Below are 13,858 nucleotides of genomic sequence, written 5' to 3'. Positions count from 1 at the left end.
CGACGAACATATGCGGCACGCTGATGCCCGAGGGCAGGGCGCAGACATCGTCGCGGCCGGTTTCCCTGGCGAGCCGGTAGGCGAGCCAGGCGTAATAACCGGTCGAGAGCAGCATCATCAGACCAAGCGCGGGCAGGATGCGGCCGAAGACGATCTCAGCAGGCATCTTCAGCACGAATTGCAGAAGCCCGGTCAGCACCAGCAGATTGACTAGGATATTGGTACCGAAACCGAACAGGGCGTTCCAGTCGCCCGGCGTCCACAATTGTGGCCTGCTTGTCGCGCTCGTCATGGTCTTCACCTCCGCGCTTGGATCACGCTGCGTTTGGAAGAAATCGTCAAAACGCGGAAAACGTGAACAAATCTAATAGTTTAGGGCATTCTTAACGCGAAAAACCGTTGCCGCTTTTCCGCAGCTTGCTCTAGGCAGCCCGGTCCTTGGCTGCGAGGGCGGCCAGCACCGCATCCGTGGACGAGACCCAGCCGAAAATGCCGCCCTGGGCTGCGATCATCGCCAGGCCCACTCTGTGGAATTCCGGAAAGTACGAGGCGCAGGCGTCGCCGAGGACGAGACAGCGATAGCCCCGGTCATTCGCCTCGCGCACGGTGGTGTGGACGCAGACCTCGGTCGTCACGCCACTGACGAGCAGCGTCTCGATGCCGCGATTGCGCAGCATCAGGTCGAGATCGGTCTGGTAGAAGGCGCCCTTGCCGGGCTTGTCGATCACCGGTTCGCCGGGCAGCGGCGCCAGCGCCGGCACGATGTCATGGCCGGCCTCGCCGCGGACGAGGATACGCCCCATCGGCCCCGCCGCGCCGATGCGTGTGGCCGGATCGCCGCGCAGCACCTTGGCCGGCGGCGCGTCCGAGAGATCGGGCCGGTGGCCCTCGCGCGTGTGGATTACCAGCATGCCGGCGGCGCGGGCTCCTGCGAGCATGGCCTTGCAGGGCAGGAGCGCCGCGCCGAGCAGGGCGACATCATTGCCGAGCGCGGCGCCAAAGCCGCCCGGCTCCAGGAAATCCCGCTGCATGTCGATGATCACGAGCGCGGTTCGCGCGAAATCGACGCTGATCGGGAAGGGCTGGGCTGCAATCTCGGACCGGCTCACGAAAGGCGCTCCCGTCGCTGGCGAACGGAACAAGCTTTGCAAGGGCTGTGCCTGAGCGCGGGTTGCGGCCCCGRAGTTGCGGGCGGTTCCAGCTAAGGATTTGAAATCGCTTGATCAATTTGAGCGTCAGAGGGGCGCGATCGGCGGATCGCACGGGTCCGGCTGCGCAGCGCGGCCGATGCAGGTGGCGGCATGCATAATCTTCGCATGCATCTCGCAAGCAATTGCTCATTTCATAGGCTGGAAAGAAGAGGGGCTATCTCGTGAGCACAATGACCATGCTTCTCGCTGATCATCTTGCCGGCCGGCGCACGATCCCGGAGACGATTGCGGCAGCCTATGCGCGCTATCGCGACCATGACGACGAAGCGATCTTCATCAGCCTGCGGCTCGAAACGGAAGCGCTGGCCGAGGCGGCGCGCCTGCAGGCCGAGGGCCCACGGGGTCGCAGGCTCTGGGGCGTGCCCATCGCGGTCAAGGACAATATCGATGTCGCCGGGCTCGCCACCAGCGCGGCATGTCCGGCTTTCTCCTATCTCCCCGTCGCGGATGCCGGCGTGGTTGCGCGGTTGCGGGAAGAGGGCGCGATCATCATCGGCAAGACCAATCTCGACCAGTTCGCCACCGGCCTGAACGGCACGCGTTCGCCCTATGGCGTGCCGCGCAACGCCTTGCGCCCCGATCTCGTGCCGGGAGGCTCGAGCTCCGGCTCCGCCTGCGCGGTTGCGGCCGGCATCGTTCCTGTCGCGCTCGGCACCGACACCGCGGGGTCGGGCCGGGTGCCCGCCGGCCTGCAGAACCTCGTCGGCCTCAAGCCGAGCCTCGGCCTGGTCTCGACGGCGGGCGTCGTTCCGGCCTGCCGCACGCTCGACTGCGTTTCGGTGTTCGCGCTGACCGTCGATGACGCATCGGCCGTCCTGGAGGTGATCGCCGGCCCCGATGCGACCGACCCGTTCTCCCGTTCCATACCGTTCGGGCGGCCGGGCGCACTGGCGCCGCATCCGCGGCTCGCCATCCMGCGCCCAGCCGATCTCGATTTCGACGGCGCTCCGGCGGCGGCGGCGAGCTTTGCCCTTGCGGTCGAACGGGCGCGAGCGCTGGGCGCGATCATCGTCCCCATCGACATGACGCCATTCTACGAGACCGCCCGGCTGCTCTATGACGGGCCCTGGGTGGCGGAGCGCTATCTCGCCATCCGCGACCTGCTGATGGCCGAACCCGAGGCGATCCTGCCGGTGATCCGGCAGGTCATCACGGGGCGGCCGCTGCCGGATGCGGCCGAGGCCTTCGCGGCGCAATACCGGCTGGCCGGGCTTGCTCTCTGCGCCCGGGCCGCTCTGAAGGGCATCGATGCCATGATGGTGCCGACCGTGCCGCGGCCGGTCACGCTGGCCGAGATGGCGACAGACCCGATCGGCCGGAATTCGCTGCTCGGCCGCTACACCAATTTCGTCAACCTGCTCGATATGTGCGCGCTCGCCGTGCCGGTGAGCCTGATGGAGGACGGCACCGCAGCCGGCGTCACCTTGATCGCGCCGTCCGGCCAGGATGCGTCGCTGGCCAGCCTCGGGCGGGCCTTCCATCAGGCGTCGGGACTGACGCTGGGCGCGACCGGCCTGCCGCTGCCGCCGGCGAACGAGCCGGCCACTGCCGCGCCTGGCATGCTTGAGATCGCCGTTGTCGGCGCGCATCTCTCGGGCATGCCCCTGAACGGAGAATTGACCGCGCTCGGCGCGATCTTCCAGCGCGCGACGAGTACAAGCGCCGAATACCGCCTCTTTGCCCTGCCGGGCGGACCGCCGGCGCGGCCGGGCCTGATCCGGGTCGGGCAAGGGGGAACTCCGATCGCGCTCGAGGTCTGGGCGCTGCCTCCCGAAGGCTTTGGCCGTTTCGTTGCCGGCATTCCTTCGCCGMTCGGCATCGGCACGCTGGCGCTGGCCGACGGCACGCGGGTCAAGGGCTTTCTCTGCGAGCAGATCGCGACCGAGGCGGCGCGCGACGTCAGCGAGTTCGGGGGCTGGCGGGCCTATGTCGCAGCGCAGGGCGCGCGTCAGGGCGCGCCCGCATAGCTCCTGAACGCATCGCGCACGATGCCGATATGGGCGCGCATCGCCTCGCTCGCGCCGGGCTGGTCGCCGCGCAGGATCGCCTGGACGATCAGGTCGTGCTCGCGATAGGAGCCGCCGAGCCGCCCGGTCGCCCGGAACTGCGCCCTGCGGAACGGCGCGACCCGGGCGCGCGTCATCAGCGTCAGCTCCGCCAGATAGCCATTATGCGATCCGGCATAGATCGCGGCGTGAAAGGCCTCGTTGGTCTCGTGATAGCGCGCGGGATCGCCCTCATGCACCAGCGCGCGCAGGGCCTGGTGCAGCCCTTCGAGCCCGCGCCGTTCGGGCACGGTCATGTTGCGGGCGGCGAGCCCGGCGCAGAGCGCCTCCAGCTCGGCCATGGCTTCGAACATGTCGTCGAGCTGCCGCGGGGTCGGCAAGGCGACAACCGCCCCGCGGTGCGGCCGGACGCTGACGAGGCCCGAGGCGGACAATTGGCGGATCGCCTCGCGCACGGGTGTCCGCGAGACGCCGAACCGCGCCGCCAGATCCTGCTCGTCGAGCGGCGTCCCCGGTTCGAGCGCACCGGAGACGATCTCGTCGGCGATCTGAAGGCGCAGCGCCTCCGTGCGCGTCGGCGCCGGGGCTGCGGGCTTGGCTCTGACGGGGAGGGCGCGGGGCGGCATGGCATCAGCACCGGAGAACGGGCAGGGGCGCAGGCGCCTGCATGACAGGCATCGACGCGACGGTCATGGCCAAGGTCATGGCCCGACGCGAAAGACTCATTCCGCGATGACGCTGACATGGGCKGCGACGACCCGCCAGCCTTCGGGAAACTTGACCCAGGTCTGGCTTTGCCGGCCGACCTTGCCCTGCATGCTGGCGCGGCGGAACATCGTGTTGGCGGTCGCCATCGCATCGCCATAGCTGGTGATGACGGTGCGTTCGAGCGCGCGCTCGATCCCGACGGGCGAGCGCGCCGAGCGGAACGCGGCGATCTGATGATGGCCGTAGAGGTTCTCGGCCACGCCATAGCGCAGCGTCAGCGGGCTGTCCCTGAACAGCGCGTCCAGCGTGGCCACGTCGTTGCTCGTCAGCGCCTTTTCATAGGTCGCGAAGGCGGCCTCGACTTCGGCAAGCACGGCAGGGTCGTTGATCTTCATGAAAGGCGTCTCCAAAGGCCATGGCCGGTTTCGGCGCTGCATGCGCAACGGCATCTTGCACCGTCACATCGGCGGATGCGGAATCGCGGTCAGCAGCTCTCTGGTGTACTCGGCTCTCGGGTTGCCCAGAACCTCTTCTGCGGTACCTTCCTCGACGATCGCGCCGCTGCGCATCACGATCACCCGGTCGCAGAGCAGCCGCACCACATTCAGGTCGTGCGAGACGAAGAGATAGCTCATGCCGAGCCGCCCCTTCAACTCCTCCAGCAGGTTCAGGACGACCGCCTGGACGGAAACGTCGAGCGCCGCTGTCGGCTCGTCCAGGATGACGAGGTCGGGGTCGAGCGCGATCGCGCGGCCGATGCCGACGCGCGCCTTCTGCCCGCCCGAGAGCTGATGCGGGAACCGGTCGATCAGCTCGGCCGGCAGGCCGACAAGCCGCGCCAGGTCCTCGCAGCGCGCCCGCAGCGCATCGCGGCCGCGGATCGCGCCCATCCGCATGATCGGGTCGGCAATCGCCCGCTCGGCAGTGAAGCGCGGGTTGAGGCTGTCGGTCGGGTCCTGGAACACCATCTGGATGCGCCGGCGCTGGGGCGAGGCCGCAAACTGCCGGGCGGGGATCGCGCCGATATCGCTGCCGTCAAAGACGATCCTGCCGCCACTCGGGTCGATCAGCCGCGTGATCATCATCGAGGTCGTCGACTTGCCGCAGCCGGATTCGCCGACGAGCCCGAGCGTCTCGCCGCGCGCAATTGAGAAGCTGATACCGTCGACGGCGCGGAAGCCGGGCTTCCCAGGCTCCGCCTTGCCCATCAGCCTGGCGAGGAACGCCCCCGTAGCCGGGCGCGGATACTCCTTCACCAGCGCCTCGACGCTGAGCAGCGGCCCAGGGGCCGCTTCGCCTCGCGCCGCGCCAGAGGAGGTGGGGACAGGCGAGGGGGCGGGCGCTGTCTTGGGCACCGGCTCCGCCTTCGGCGGTTCGGTCAGCAGATCGGCGAGCGACATGCCGATGCGCGGCGTCGCCTGCATCAGCCGGCGGGTATAGGGGTGCTGCGGATTGCGGAAGATCTCACTGGCCGCGGCCGTCTCGACGACGCGGCCCTTCTCCATGACCACGACCTTGTCGCAATAGGCGGCAGCCAGCCCGAGATCATGGGTGATCAGGATCGTCGACATGCCGCGCTCGCGGGTGAGCTCGACGATGAGATCCATCACCGCCTTCTGCGTGGTGACGTCGAGCCCCGTGGTCGGCTCGTCGGCGATCAGCAGCTGCGGCTGGCAGGTGATGGCGAGCGCGATCACCACGCGCTGGCACATGCCGCCCGAAAGCTCGAACGGGTAGGCATCGTAGCGCTCTTCGGGCCTTGCGATCCTGACGCGCGTCAGGGCCTCGATCGCCTTCTCCCTGGCGGTCGCGCGCGTCGCCTGGACATGTTGCAGCAGCACGTCCTCGATCTGCCGTCCGACCTTGCGGATCGGGTTGAGCGCGGCGCGCGGGTTCTGGAAGACCATCGAGATCTCGCGCCCGCGCAGGTCGCGCATCTGCGCCTCGTCGGCGGCGACGAGATCGACGCCTGAGAACGAGATCGAACCCTCTGCGACCCGGCCGGCCCGGTCGAGAATGCGCACCACGGCATAGGAGGTCACCGATTTGCCCGAGCCGGACTCGCCGACGATCGCGACCGTCTCGCCCTTGGCGACGCTGATATCGATCGATTTCACCGCCTGCACCGCCCCACGGCGCGTGGCGAATTCGACGGTGAGGTTCCGGATCTCGAGCAGCGGGATCGTGGCCAAGGTCAATTCCTCCGCTGGGGATCGACGAGATCGCGCACGCCGTCGCCGAGCAGGTTGAAGCAGAACACCGCGATCATCAGCGCCAGGCCGGGGAAGAAGGCGATCCACCATTCGCCGGAGACGATGAAGCTCGCACCCTCGGCCACCATGATCCCCCATTCCGGCGTCGGCGGGCGTACGCCAAGGCCGATGAAGGAGAGGCCGGCCGCGTTCAGGATCGCGTAGCCCATGGTCAGCGACATCTGCACAGCCATGATCGGCATGATGTTGGGCACGATCTGGGTGAGGAGCAGCCGCCAGTCGGAATTGCCCGAGAGCCGCGCCGCCTGCACGAAACCCGCCTCGCGCCGCACATTCGCCTCGGCCCGCGCCACCCGCGCATAGAGCGGGAAATTGATGATGGCGGTCGCAATCACGATATTGGTGACGCTGTTGCCGAGCGCCGCGACGATGCCCATCGCCAGTACGAAGAGCGGGAAGGCCATGATCGTGTCGGCGATGCGACCGACCAGCTTGTCGACCCAGCCGCCGAAGAAGCCGGCGCTGACGCCGGCGAGCCCGCCGAGCAGGAAAACGAGCGCGACCGAGGCGACCGCAATGGTGAAATCGAGCCGCGTCGCGGCGATGACCCGGCTGAAGATGTCCCGCCCGAGCTGGTCGGTGCCKAACCAATGCGCCGCGCTCGGGGCCTGGAGTGCCGCATTGGTGTTGCTCGCCAGCGGGTCGTAGGGCACGAGCGAGGGACCGAAGATCGCCGCGAGCACGATCAGCCCGAACAGCAGGAAGGCGAAGCCGGTGATCGGGTTTTCCGAGACGACATGGCGCGCATGGGCCCACAGGCTCGTCGCGGGCGGCGCCTCGAAGCGCAGGGCGGGCGTGGCGGCGGGGTCGAGCTTGCTCATGTCGTTCACGGGCCTCACCCTTCCAGCCTGACGCGGGGATCGATGACGCCGTAGAGCAGGTCGATCAGCAGGTTCAGCACGACGTAGAGGATCGCCATGGTCAGCACGAAGCCCTGGATCGGCGCGTAATCCGAGGCGATCAGCGCCTCGACCGCATAGGAGCCGACGCCCGGCCAGGCGAAGACCTTCTCGACCAGGACATTGGCGCCGAGCAGGAAGGAGAACACCATGCCGAGCGTGGTCACGACGGGCAGCATGGCGTTGCGAAAGGCATAGGTGCCGATGACCTTGGCATTGGTCAGCCCGCTGGCGCGCGCGGTGCGGACGAAATCGGCGCCGAGCACAGCCAGCATCGAGGCGCGGGTCATCCGCGTGATCGGCGCCAGCGAGAAGATGCCGAGCGTGACCGCCGGCAGGATCAGTTGCGCCAGCGCGGCACGAAAGGTTTCGACATGCCCGGCAAGCAGGCTGTCGATCAAGAACAGCCCGGTGATGCGCGGCGGTTCCGAGGCGAAGACATCGAGCCGCCCGAGAGGCGCCGGCGACCAGCCGAGCAGGAAATAGAAGGCATAGACCAGCAGGAGCCCGGTGAAGAACACCGGCAGCGAGACGCCGGCCGTCGCCACCACGCGGCAGAGATGGTCGATCCAGGAGCCCTGCTTCACCGCGGCCAGTACGCCGAGCGGCAGGGCGACCGACATGGCCAGCAGCAGACCCGCAAGCGTCAGCTCGGCGGAGGCGGGCAGCCGCGCCGCCAGGTCGGCCGTCACCGGCTGGCCGGTGGTCAGGGACTGGCCGAGATCGCCCTTGGCCAGCGCCGTGACATAGGAGACGAACTGCACCGGCAAGGGCTGGTCGAGCCCCAGCTTGCTGCGGATTTCGGCAATGGCCTGCGGCGTCGCTGCGGGCCCGGCGAAATAGGCTGCCGTGTCCCCCGGCAACACCCGCGTCAGCAGGAAGGTGACGATGATCACGCCGATGACCGACGGGATCGTCGTCATCAGCCGCCCGCCGATCATGCGAAGCATTGTGCAGCCTCCTTGCCGAAATCCGGCGAAGTCGCCGCCGCCGCCGTTGCGTGCGGGGCGGCGGTGCGCTGGGCGCTCAGCCCTTGGTCAGGTAGCGGAAATCGGGCTCGCGGCAGGGCTGGAACTGATAGCCGCCGATCGCCTTCTGGAGCGCCACGTCATGGGTCGGCTGCGCGATCGGCACCATCGGCACCTCGCGGTTCACCAGCTTGATGAAGTCGACGACATTAGCGTCATAGGCTGCCTTGTCKGGCGCGAAGCGCGCGGCGTCGATCAGCTTGTCGAGTTCCGGGTTCTGATAGGCGGCGATGTTGAAGATCGAATTATTGCCGTGCATCGTCCAGAACAGGTAGTAATCGGGATAGTCGAGCCAGCCGGCGAAGCGGTTCAGCACCATCGGATTGGTCTTCTTGGCGATCTCGGTACGGAAATTCGCGCCCGGCACCTTGTTGATCTCGACGGTGATTCCGATCGCGCCGAGCGCCTCCTTGATCAGCACCGCCATCGGTTCGGCGACCGTCGCATTGCCGGCGTCGAAATACAGCGTGGTCGAGAAGCCGCCGCCGGCTGCATCGACCAGCGCCTTGGCCTTGGCGACGTTGGATGTGTAGGGAAAGGGCTGCGGCCAGGTGACCTTGGGCGTCTCGGGCCCGCCCGACATGTCGACGCCGCGGCCGAACAGCGAGGCCTGCAGCAGCTTCTCATAGGGCATCACCCAGGCCACGGCCTGGCGCAGGCGCACATCCTTGAACGGCCCGACCTGCGTGTTGAGGTAGCAGCCCCAGACACCGTTGGGGATCGGCACGCCGACGACATTGACCTTGCCGGCATCGAGCAGGTCCTTGAAGTCCTTCGGTGGCAGCCCGTAGGAGACATCGGCATCGCCGCGCTCCATCAGGGCCCGGCGGGTCGAAGGCGAGGCGATGTCGCGCGCAATGATGCGGCGAAGCTGCGGCAGCTTGCCGGAGGTCCAGGCATCGTTCCGGACATAGATCGTCTCGACGCCGGGTTTCCAGCTCTCGACCTTGTAGGCGCCGGAGCCGGCGACGTTGTTCTTCAGCCACTCCTTCGCATGGGGATCGCCGCCGCCATTCTTGATCGCGAGCTCGGAGTCGAACACGAAGGGGATGGTGACCGCGAGGTTCGGCAGCGTCATCTTGTCCTTGCGGACGAAGTCGACTCGGAAGGTCTTGTCGTCGACGACGACGAACTGCYCTGGCTTCTCGAGCGAGCCRGCATTCATCTGCGTGGTGGCGAACCCCCCGATCGTGCAGGCGCGGTCGAGCGACCATTTCACATCGGCCGCCGTKACCTTGCGGCCGGAATGGAAGGTGGCGTCGCGCAGCTTGAAGGTGCAGCTCATGCCGTCCGAGGCGACCTGCCAGCTCTCGGCCAGTTCGCCCTCGAGCTCGCCCATCGCGATCGTGTTGCCGCCGCCGCCCGGGATCGGCACCGGCTTGAAGCGCAGCAGCCGGTCATAGCAGTTCAGCGCGACGCCATTGACCGGCTGCGACGAGCCGATGCCCTGCATGTCCAGGCTGTTGGGCCCATATTCCTGCACCAGCAGCAATGTCTCGGCCCGGCTGGGTGTCTGTGCCCCGAGCTTGCCCTGCGCGACGAAGGGGGCAGCAAGGCCGGCTGCGATGGCGGTGCGGCGAGTGAGCATCGGCGAGAGATCCTTGTTTTGCCAGTCGGGATGTCGCGGCGCGCCGGCCCGCCGGGAACAGGCCGGCGGGCGGGGCAGAGCGCCCTGCGGCCGGGCCGCGAGGGCAATCCGTTCCGCGCCTGTCGCGGCTCGGATGGTGCTCTGTCCTGGATGCGGGTCAGCAAAGGCGCACATGGGCGCCAGTCAAGCACGTAGCGTGCCAAGACTTAGGCGATTGAAATCTCTTGTAAAATGCCGGCGTGGGCAGCCGCCCTCGTCATGTTGCATGCAATGACTGGTATTCAGGCTATTTAGTGGGCAATTATCTCTGCTGCCGCGCACTTGTGCTTATCAGCGCAGCGTTGATGCCGATCTCGGCCGCGTCGAGGATGGCCGGATCCGATGCCGGATCGGCGGCCAGGCCTGCGGCGTAGCCGGATAGATTGGTGCTCCAGACCAGGATGGTGTCGAGGCGCGATCGCGCGGCCAGGGTCCTTGCCTCGGCGAGCAGCCTGTCGCCGGTAAGATGCGCGGCATCGAGATTATTGGTGATGCCGAGCCAGAGATGCTCGCGGATGTCGACATCCCCACGGCGAAACTGCCCGGCGACATGCAGCGATTCCGCTTCGTCGCCCTGCGTGATCAGGCCGACGCGCCGGCCCGGCTCTGCCCCGAGGAGCGCAAGGGTCGCGAGAGCGGTGGTGACCGCCGGGATGCCCGTCTTGTCCTCGATCCGCCGGCACAGGTCGCGATCGGCGGCAAAGCCCAGCGCCGCGCCCCGCGTCGCGTTCCAGCAGATCGTATCGACGCGGGCCTCTTCCAGCAGCATCGCAGCGGTGTCGAAGGGTTCGAGCCTGTAGCCGGCAGCCGGCGCGGCCGCGACGATGCCGTCATAGGGCACCCGGGCGATGCAGCAATCTATCTCCGGAGTTCCAGCCAGCAGACGGGCCGCCACGCGCTCGACGACCCGGTTGGAGGAGGGAACGATCAGGCCGATGGCGCGGCGCGCGGAAGCAGTCTCGGGCATGGCAGGCAGCGCGTTTCCGACGGGAGCGGGGGCGATCAGCGTCCGGGCTCATGGCCGGAAAGTAAAGCCTCGTTGCGCGCCTTGGCCATCAGTCACCGGTCCCGCTGACCACAAGAGGGATTGCCTCGATGCCCGTCGCGCCAGGGCTAGCAGGGCTTGCGTCAAGCGTTGCGCCCGGCGCGCGGGCGGGAGCCTGCGACAGGCAGGGCGAGCGGGCGATATTCGCAAATGGGCACGACAAACAACTCCGGTCTCACATACTCTCGCTCCAGTGGTACGAAACCGGGCCATCATACCCGGCCACCGGATCGCTCGCCGGAAACGCCAGGCGGGCGATTGCCCGGCGGATCGGCGCTGTTGCTTCGGTCCGCACGATGTCCCCCGACTGCCCCGGGGGATAGGCGCCGATCACCAGTAAGTCCTGCGATGCCCGCAAGCATCGATGTCCCGTTCCCGCCGGCAGCAGGACGACATCTCCGGCGGCAACCTCGATCTCACGGCCTCTTTCTCCCCCTAGGAGCAGTGTCGCCTTGCCGGCGGCTATCCCGAGAGCCTCGTGCCCTTCGGTGTGATAGTGCTGGAAGTCATAGATGCCGCTGCGCCATTGCGGGGGCCAGCCATTCCCTTCGAAACGCTCTTCCATGAGGGTCGCCATATCCGCGGCTTCGGCGGGAAACGCAGCCACGTAGAACAGCACGGGCAGGCGCGGATTATTCGGCACGGTGCCGTGCTCCTCGAAATGAAACGCCGTGACGATCGCCATGTCGTGCCCCGCGGAACTCGGCGGCATAACGCTGGGAATGACCCATCGTTCCCGGTCCGGCGGTACGTCCCGGCGGCGCGCAGTCCGGGACGTACCGCGCATTGGTGCATTCGGTCCTCAGTGGGCGCTTTTTGCTCGGGATCGCTCGTGCGGAGCAGCCTTAGCCTCGTCGCTGCCAGCGTGCTCGCAGCCTCGCCCACAGGTTCATGGCAGCGTGGACAAAGCGCGCCATGGGTTTGCGCAAGGGCGCGATATCCGCTGCGATCAGTAGCAGGCCGAGCGGCAGCATMCAGAGCCCGAGCACGGGCAGTATCGAGAAGATGCCCCCGACCACGAGGATGAGGCCCGCGGGGAGGCGGGCCCAGCGCGAGGCGGGATGGCGCAGCCAGCGCAACAGGGAGGCGAAACCCTGCGGAACCTCCCGCTCGATGCGCTTGAAGGCCAATCGGAGCTCATGTTTTCCGTCGCTCATCATCTCTCCGGTCCAAAGTTGGTCGGATAACGCATGGCGGAGCAACGTGTTCGCCACGGGGCGGCGCATGGCCCTCGGCCGGGCATTCCTGGCGGATGGTGCCTCGCCGGTCTTCTTCACGCCTGCATCGGAACAGCCTGTCGGGGGCGGCGTTGGGGAAGGGGTGATAGCGAAGGAGACCCCATGAGAAACGGCCAGGAAGCTCAGATTGGGGCGCGCGATTCAGCGCAACGGGGCCCCGACGGCCCTTTCTCACCTTCGCCTGTGCCGCTCAAGGCGGCTGGGCCGGCAGGCCCTGATGCCGTCGAGGCGGCCGGCACGCGCGAGCGCGTACGGCGTAGCGACCTTGATACCCCCGGGCGGGAATAGCCCTATGGAGCTGTTTTCATGGGCTGAAGTCGACCTGATCTTCAGGTTGTTGGCGGGGACCGCCGCGGGCATAGCCGTCGGCTGGGAGCGCACGCTCAAGCAGAGCAGTGCGGGCATTCGCACATTCGGTCTGGTCGGACTTGGAACGGCAGCGGCAGCTGGGATCTTCGGCGAACCGGATCAGGCCGATGCGGCAAGCCGTGTCGTGCAGGGTGTTCTGACCGGCATCGGATTTCTGGGCGCCGGGGTGATCGTCCTTCGCGATCGGGAAATGACCCCGAGGGGGCTCACCACGGCTGCGGCCATCTGGGTGACGGCCGCTCTCGGCTGCGCTGCCGGCCTGGGCGACTGGAAGATCGTCGTGACCGCAACGGGCCTCGCATTGCTGCTGCTGGCGATCAATCACTCGATCGAGCGCTGGGCCGGGCGGCGGGCCGGGGGAGATGCGGCGAGAGCTGCGCAAGGGGAAGCACGGGCGCGCGACGAGGACTGAGAGGCACCCGATTGCGGCACATGCTTCCTGCGCTCATCCCGCGATTGCGGAAGGCGCGTCGGGAGCGGAAGTCATCGAATATCGGCTCCATGCCCGACAAGCCCGTCGGAGGGGGCAGAGGCGGGCGGGCTCGGCGCGCGCTTGGGCGCGCGACTTCGGTGATCAGCTACACGATCTCCAATCTGGTGGCTCAGCTGGGCTTCCCGCTGTTCGACCGGGATTCCACCCGGAAGCCGATGCTGAAGGAAGCGGGGCGGACCGTGGCGCGAGCCGGCTGCGCGCCAAGGCTCAGGGCCTGCCGTGCGCCCGGATGCACTGGCCAACCGGCGCGCGCAGGTTGAGGTTTTCTGCCAGCCGGGCGGCTGCCATGACCAGCTTGATCGACTGGTCCCGGCCTTAGGAATGCGCCGTCAGGTCGGCGCTGCGGCCTTCGTTGACAGGCATTCCATGAGCGGTTAGCTCTTAATCTAATACGTATTAGATTCCAGGAGAAGGCGTTGCCGCGCGAGCAGAAACCATCGAAGCGACCGGGAGCCGCGACCAGCACCGATGTCGCGAAGCGTGCGGGGGTTTCGCAGGCGACGGTTTCGCTGGTGCTCAATGGCGCAAGTGGGCGCGTCGGTCTCTCCGAGGCCACGCAGCAGCGTGTGCGCAAAGCCGCCGCCGATCTCGGCTACACCCCGAATTCCGTTGCACGGAACCTGAGGCAGCGGCGCACCAACACGCTCACCTTCATCACCCCCGATATCGGCAATCCCTACTCGGCCGAGGTGATCGGCGCCGTGCAGCAGGTGGCGCAGGAGCGCGGCTATCTGCTCGACGTGCTCGTTGCGGAAGACGAGGCGGCCAAGCTCAAGGCGATCGCGCGGCTGCGCGGGGGCGTCTCGGACGGCGTCATCACCTCGGCTCCAACGCGGGCGATCTGGGACGCGTTGAAGGAACTGGCACGCCACGGCGTCCCCTGTGTCGCGCTGCAGGATCAAGGCGACGGTACCGAAATCACCTCCGTCGGCGTCGATCTCGAGGGCGGGGGCTACATGGC

At 67.5% G+C, this 13,858-nt stretch carries 13 protein-coding genes and 2 pseudogenes; 4 read left to right on the top strand and 11 right to left on the bottom strand.

The genetic code is table 11. The features are described 5' to 3' along the window. Window positions 1–292, bottom strand: a pseudogene (locus AC1DJT_RS24495) (regulator); the annotation flags it as partial. A gap of 130 nt (window positions 293–422) precedes the next feature. Continuing rightward, window positions 423–1,109, bottom strand: a complete 687-nt coding sequence (locus tag AC1DJT_RS24490; RefSeq protein WP_441504599.1) for a cysteine hydrolase family protein — start codon at window positions 1,107–1,109, stop codon at window positions 423–425. Window positions 1,110–1,387: 278 nt separating this feature from the next. Here AC1DJT_RS24490 and atzF point away from each other — a divergent pair, with 278 nt between their 5' ends. Next, complete coding sequence (gene atzF, locus AC1DJT_RS24485; protein WP_476835047.1) at window positions 1,388–3,178, top strand: allophanate hydrolase; 1,791 nt, start codon at window positions 1,388–1,390, stop codon at window positions 3,176–3,178. Here atzF and AC1DJT_RS24480 read toward each other — a convergent pair. The 9 genes from AC1DJT_RS24480 to AC1DJT_RS24440 all read right to left on the bottom strand — a co-directional run bounded on the left by AC1DJT_RS24480 (window position 3,160) and on the right by AC1DJT_RS24440 (window position 11,954). Then, a complete protein-coding gene (locus tag AC1DJT_RS24480; protein ID WP_441504597.1) occupies window positions 3,160–3,843 on the bottom strand; it encodes a GntR family transcriptional regulator in 684 nt (227 codons plus the stop codon). The genes atzF and AC1DJT_RS24480 overlap by 19 nt on opposite strands. A 96-nt stretch (window positions 3,844–3,939) precedes the next feature. Next, window positions 3,940–4,320 carry an oxalurate catabolism protein HpxZ gene (gene hpxZ / locus AC1DJT_RS24475; RefSeq protein WP_441504596.1) on the bottom strand — a complete coding sequence of 127 codons (381 nt, stop codon included), beginning with the start codon at window positions 4,318–4,320 and terminating at the stop codon, window positions 3,940–3,942. A gap of 63 nt (window positions 4,321–4,383) precedes the next feature. After that, a complete protein-coding gene (locus tag AC1DJT_RS24470; protein ID WP_441504595.1) occupies window positions 4,384–6,117 on the bottom strand; it encodes a dipeptide ABC transporter ATP-binding protein in 1,734 nt (577 codons plus the stop codon). Between the two features lie 2 nt (window positions 6,118–6,119). After that, the gene (locus AC1DJT_RS24465; RefSeq protein ID WP_476835048.1) at window positions 6,120–7,019 is read right to left on the bottom strand and encodes an ABC transporter permease; all 900 of its coding nucleotides are present in this window, start codon (window positions 7,017–7,019) and stop codon (window positions 6,120–6,122) included. Window positions 7,020–7,033: 14 nt separating this feature from the next. Beyond that, entirely contained in the window at window positions 7,034–8,047 is a 1,014-nt protein-coding gene (locus AC1DJT_RS24460) for an ABC transporter permease (RefSeq protein WP_441504594.1), read from the bottom strand. A 76-nt stretch (window positions 8,048–8,123) separates the two neighbouring features. Beyond that, window positions 8,124–9,713, bottom strand: a complete 1,590-nt coding sequence (locus AC1DJT_RS24455) for an ABC transporter substrate-binding protein (protein WP_476835046.1) — start codon at window positions 9,711–9,713, stop codon at window positions 8,124–8,126. 301 nt (window positions 9,714–10,014) lie between these two features. After that, window positions 10,015–10,719: a hypothetical protein gene (locus AC1DJT_RS24450; protein ID WP_441504592.1), complete on the bottom strand. Its 705-nt coding sequence runs from the start codon at window positions 10,717–10,719 to the stop codon at window positions 10,015–10,017. Window positions 10,720–10,972: 253 nt separating this feature from the next. Further along, a complete protein-coding gene (locus AC1DJT_RS24445; protein WP_441504591.1) occupies window positions 10,973–11,482 on the bottom strand; it encodes a cupin domain-containing protein in 510 nt (169 codons plus the stop codon). Between the two features lie 160 nt (window positions 11,483–11,642). After that, entirely contained in the window at window positions 11,643–11,954 is a 312-nt protein-coding gene (locus AC1DJT_RS24440; protein ID WP_476835045.1) for a hypothetical protein, read from the bottom strand. A gap of 373 nt (window positions 11,955–12,327) precedes the next feature. Between AC1DJT_RS24440 and AC1DJT_RS24435 the strand changes: the two genes are divergently transcribed. The 3 genes and pseudogenes from AC1DJT_RS24435 to AC1DJT_RS24425 all read left to right on the top strand — a co-directional run. Beyond that, window positions 12,328–12,816, top strand: a complete 489-nt coding sequence (locus AC1DJT_RS24435; protein ID WP_441488503.1) for an MgtC/SapB family protein — start codon at window positions 12,328–12,330, stop codon at window positions 12,814–12,816. Window positions 12,817–12,905: 89 nt separating this feature from the next. Beyond that, window positions 12,906–13,079, top strand: a pseudogene (locus tag AC1DJT_RS24430) (helix-turn-helix domain-containing protein); the annotation flags it as partial. A 234-nt stretch (window positions 13,080–13,313) separates the two neighbouring features. Continuing rightward, a partial coding sequence (locus AC1DJT_RS24425) for a LacI family DNA-binding transcriptional regulator (protein ID WP_476835044.1) occupies window positions 13,314–13,858 on the top strand: 545 nt, incomplete at its 3' end.

It is taken from the genome of Allobosea sp. 05T422_2 (assembly GCF_056396265.1).
This window is presented reverse-complemented; position numbering and strand designations above follow the sequence as displayed.

Bases quoted from the DNA above. Each gene is read 5' to 3' on its own strand.
- AC1DJT_RS24450 (WP_441504592.1), bottom strand. From the start codon at position 10,719: ATGCCCGAGACTGCTTCCGCGCGCCGCGCCATCGGCCTGATCGTTCCC.
- AC1DJT_RS24460 (WP_441504594.1), bottom strand. From the start codon at position 8,047: ATGCTTCGCATGATCGGCGGGCGGCTGATGACGACGATCCCGTCGGTC.
- AC1DJT_RS24435 (WP_441488503.1), top strand. From the start codon at position 12,328: ATGGAGCTGTTTTCATGGGCTGAAGTCGACCTGATCTTCAGGTTGTTG.
- AC1DJT_RS24480 (WP_441504597.1), bottom strand. From the start codon at position 3,843: ATGCCGCCCCGCGCCCTCCCCGTCAGAGCCAAGCCCGCAGCCCCGGCG.
- AC1DJT_RS24445 (WP_441504591.1), bottom strand. From the start codon at position 11,482: ATGGCGATCGTCACGGCGTTTCATTTCGAGGAGCACGGCACCGTGCCG.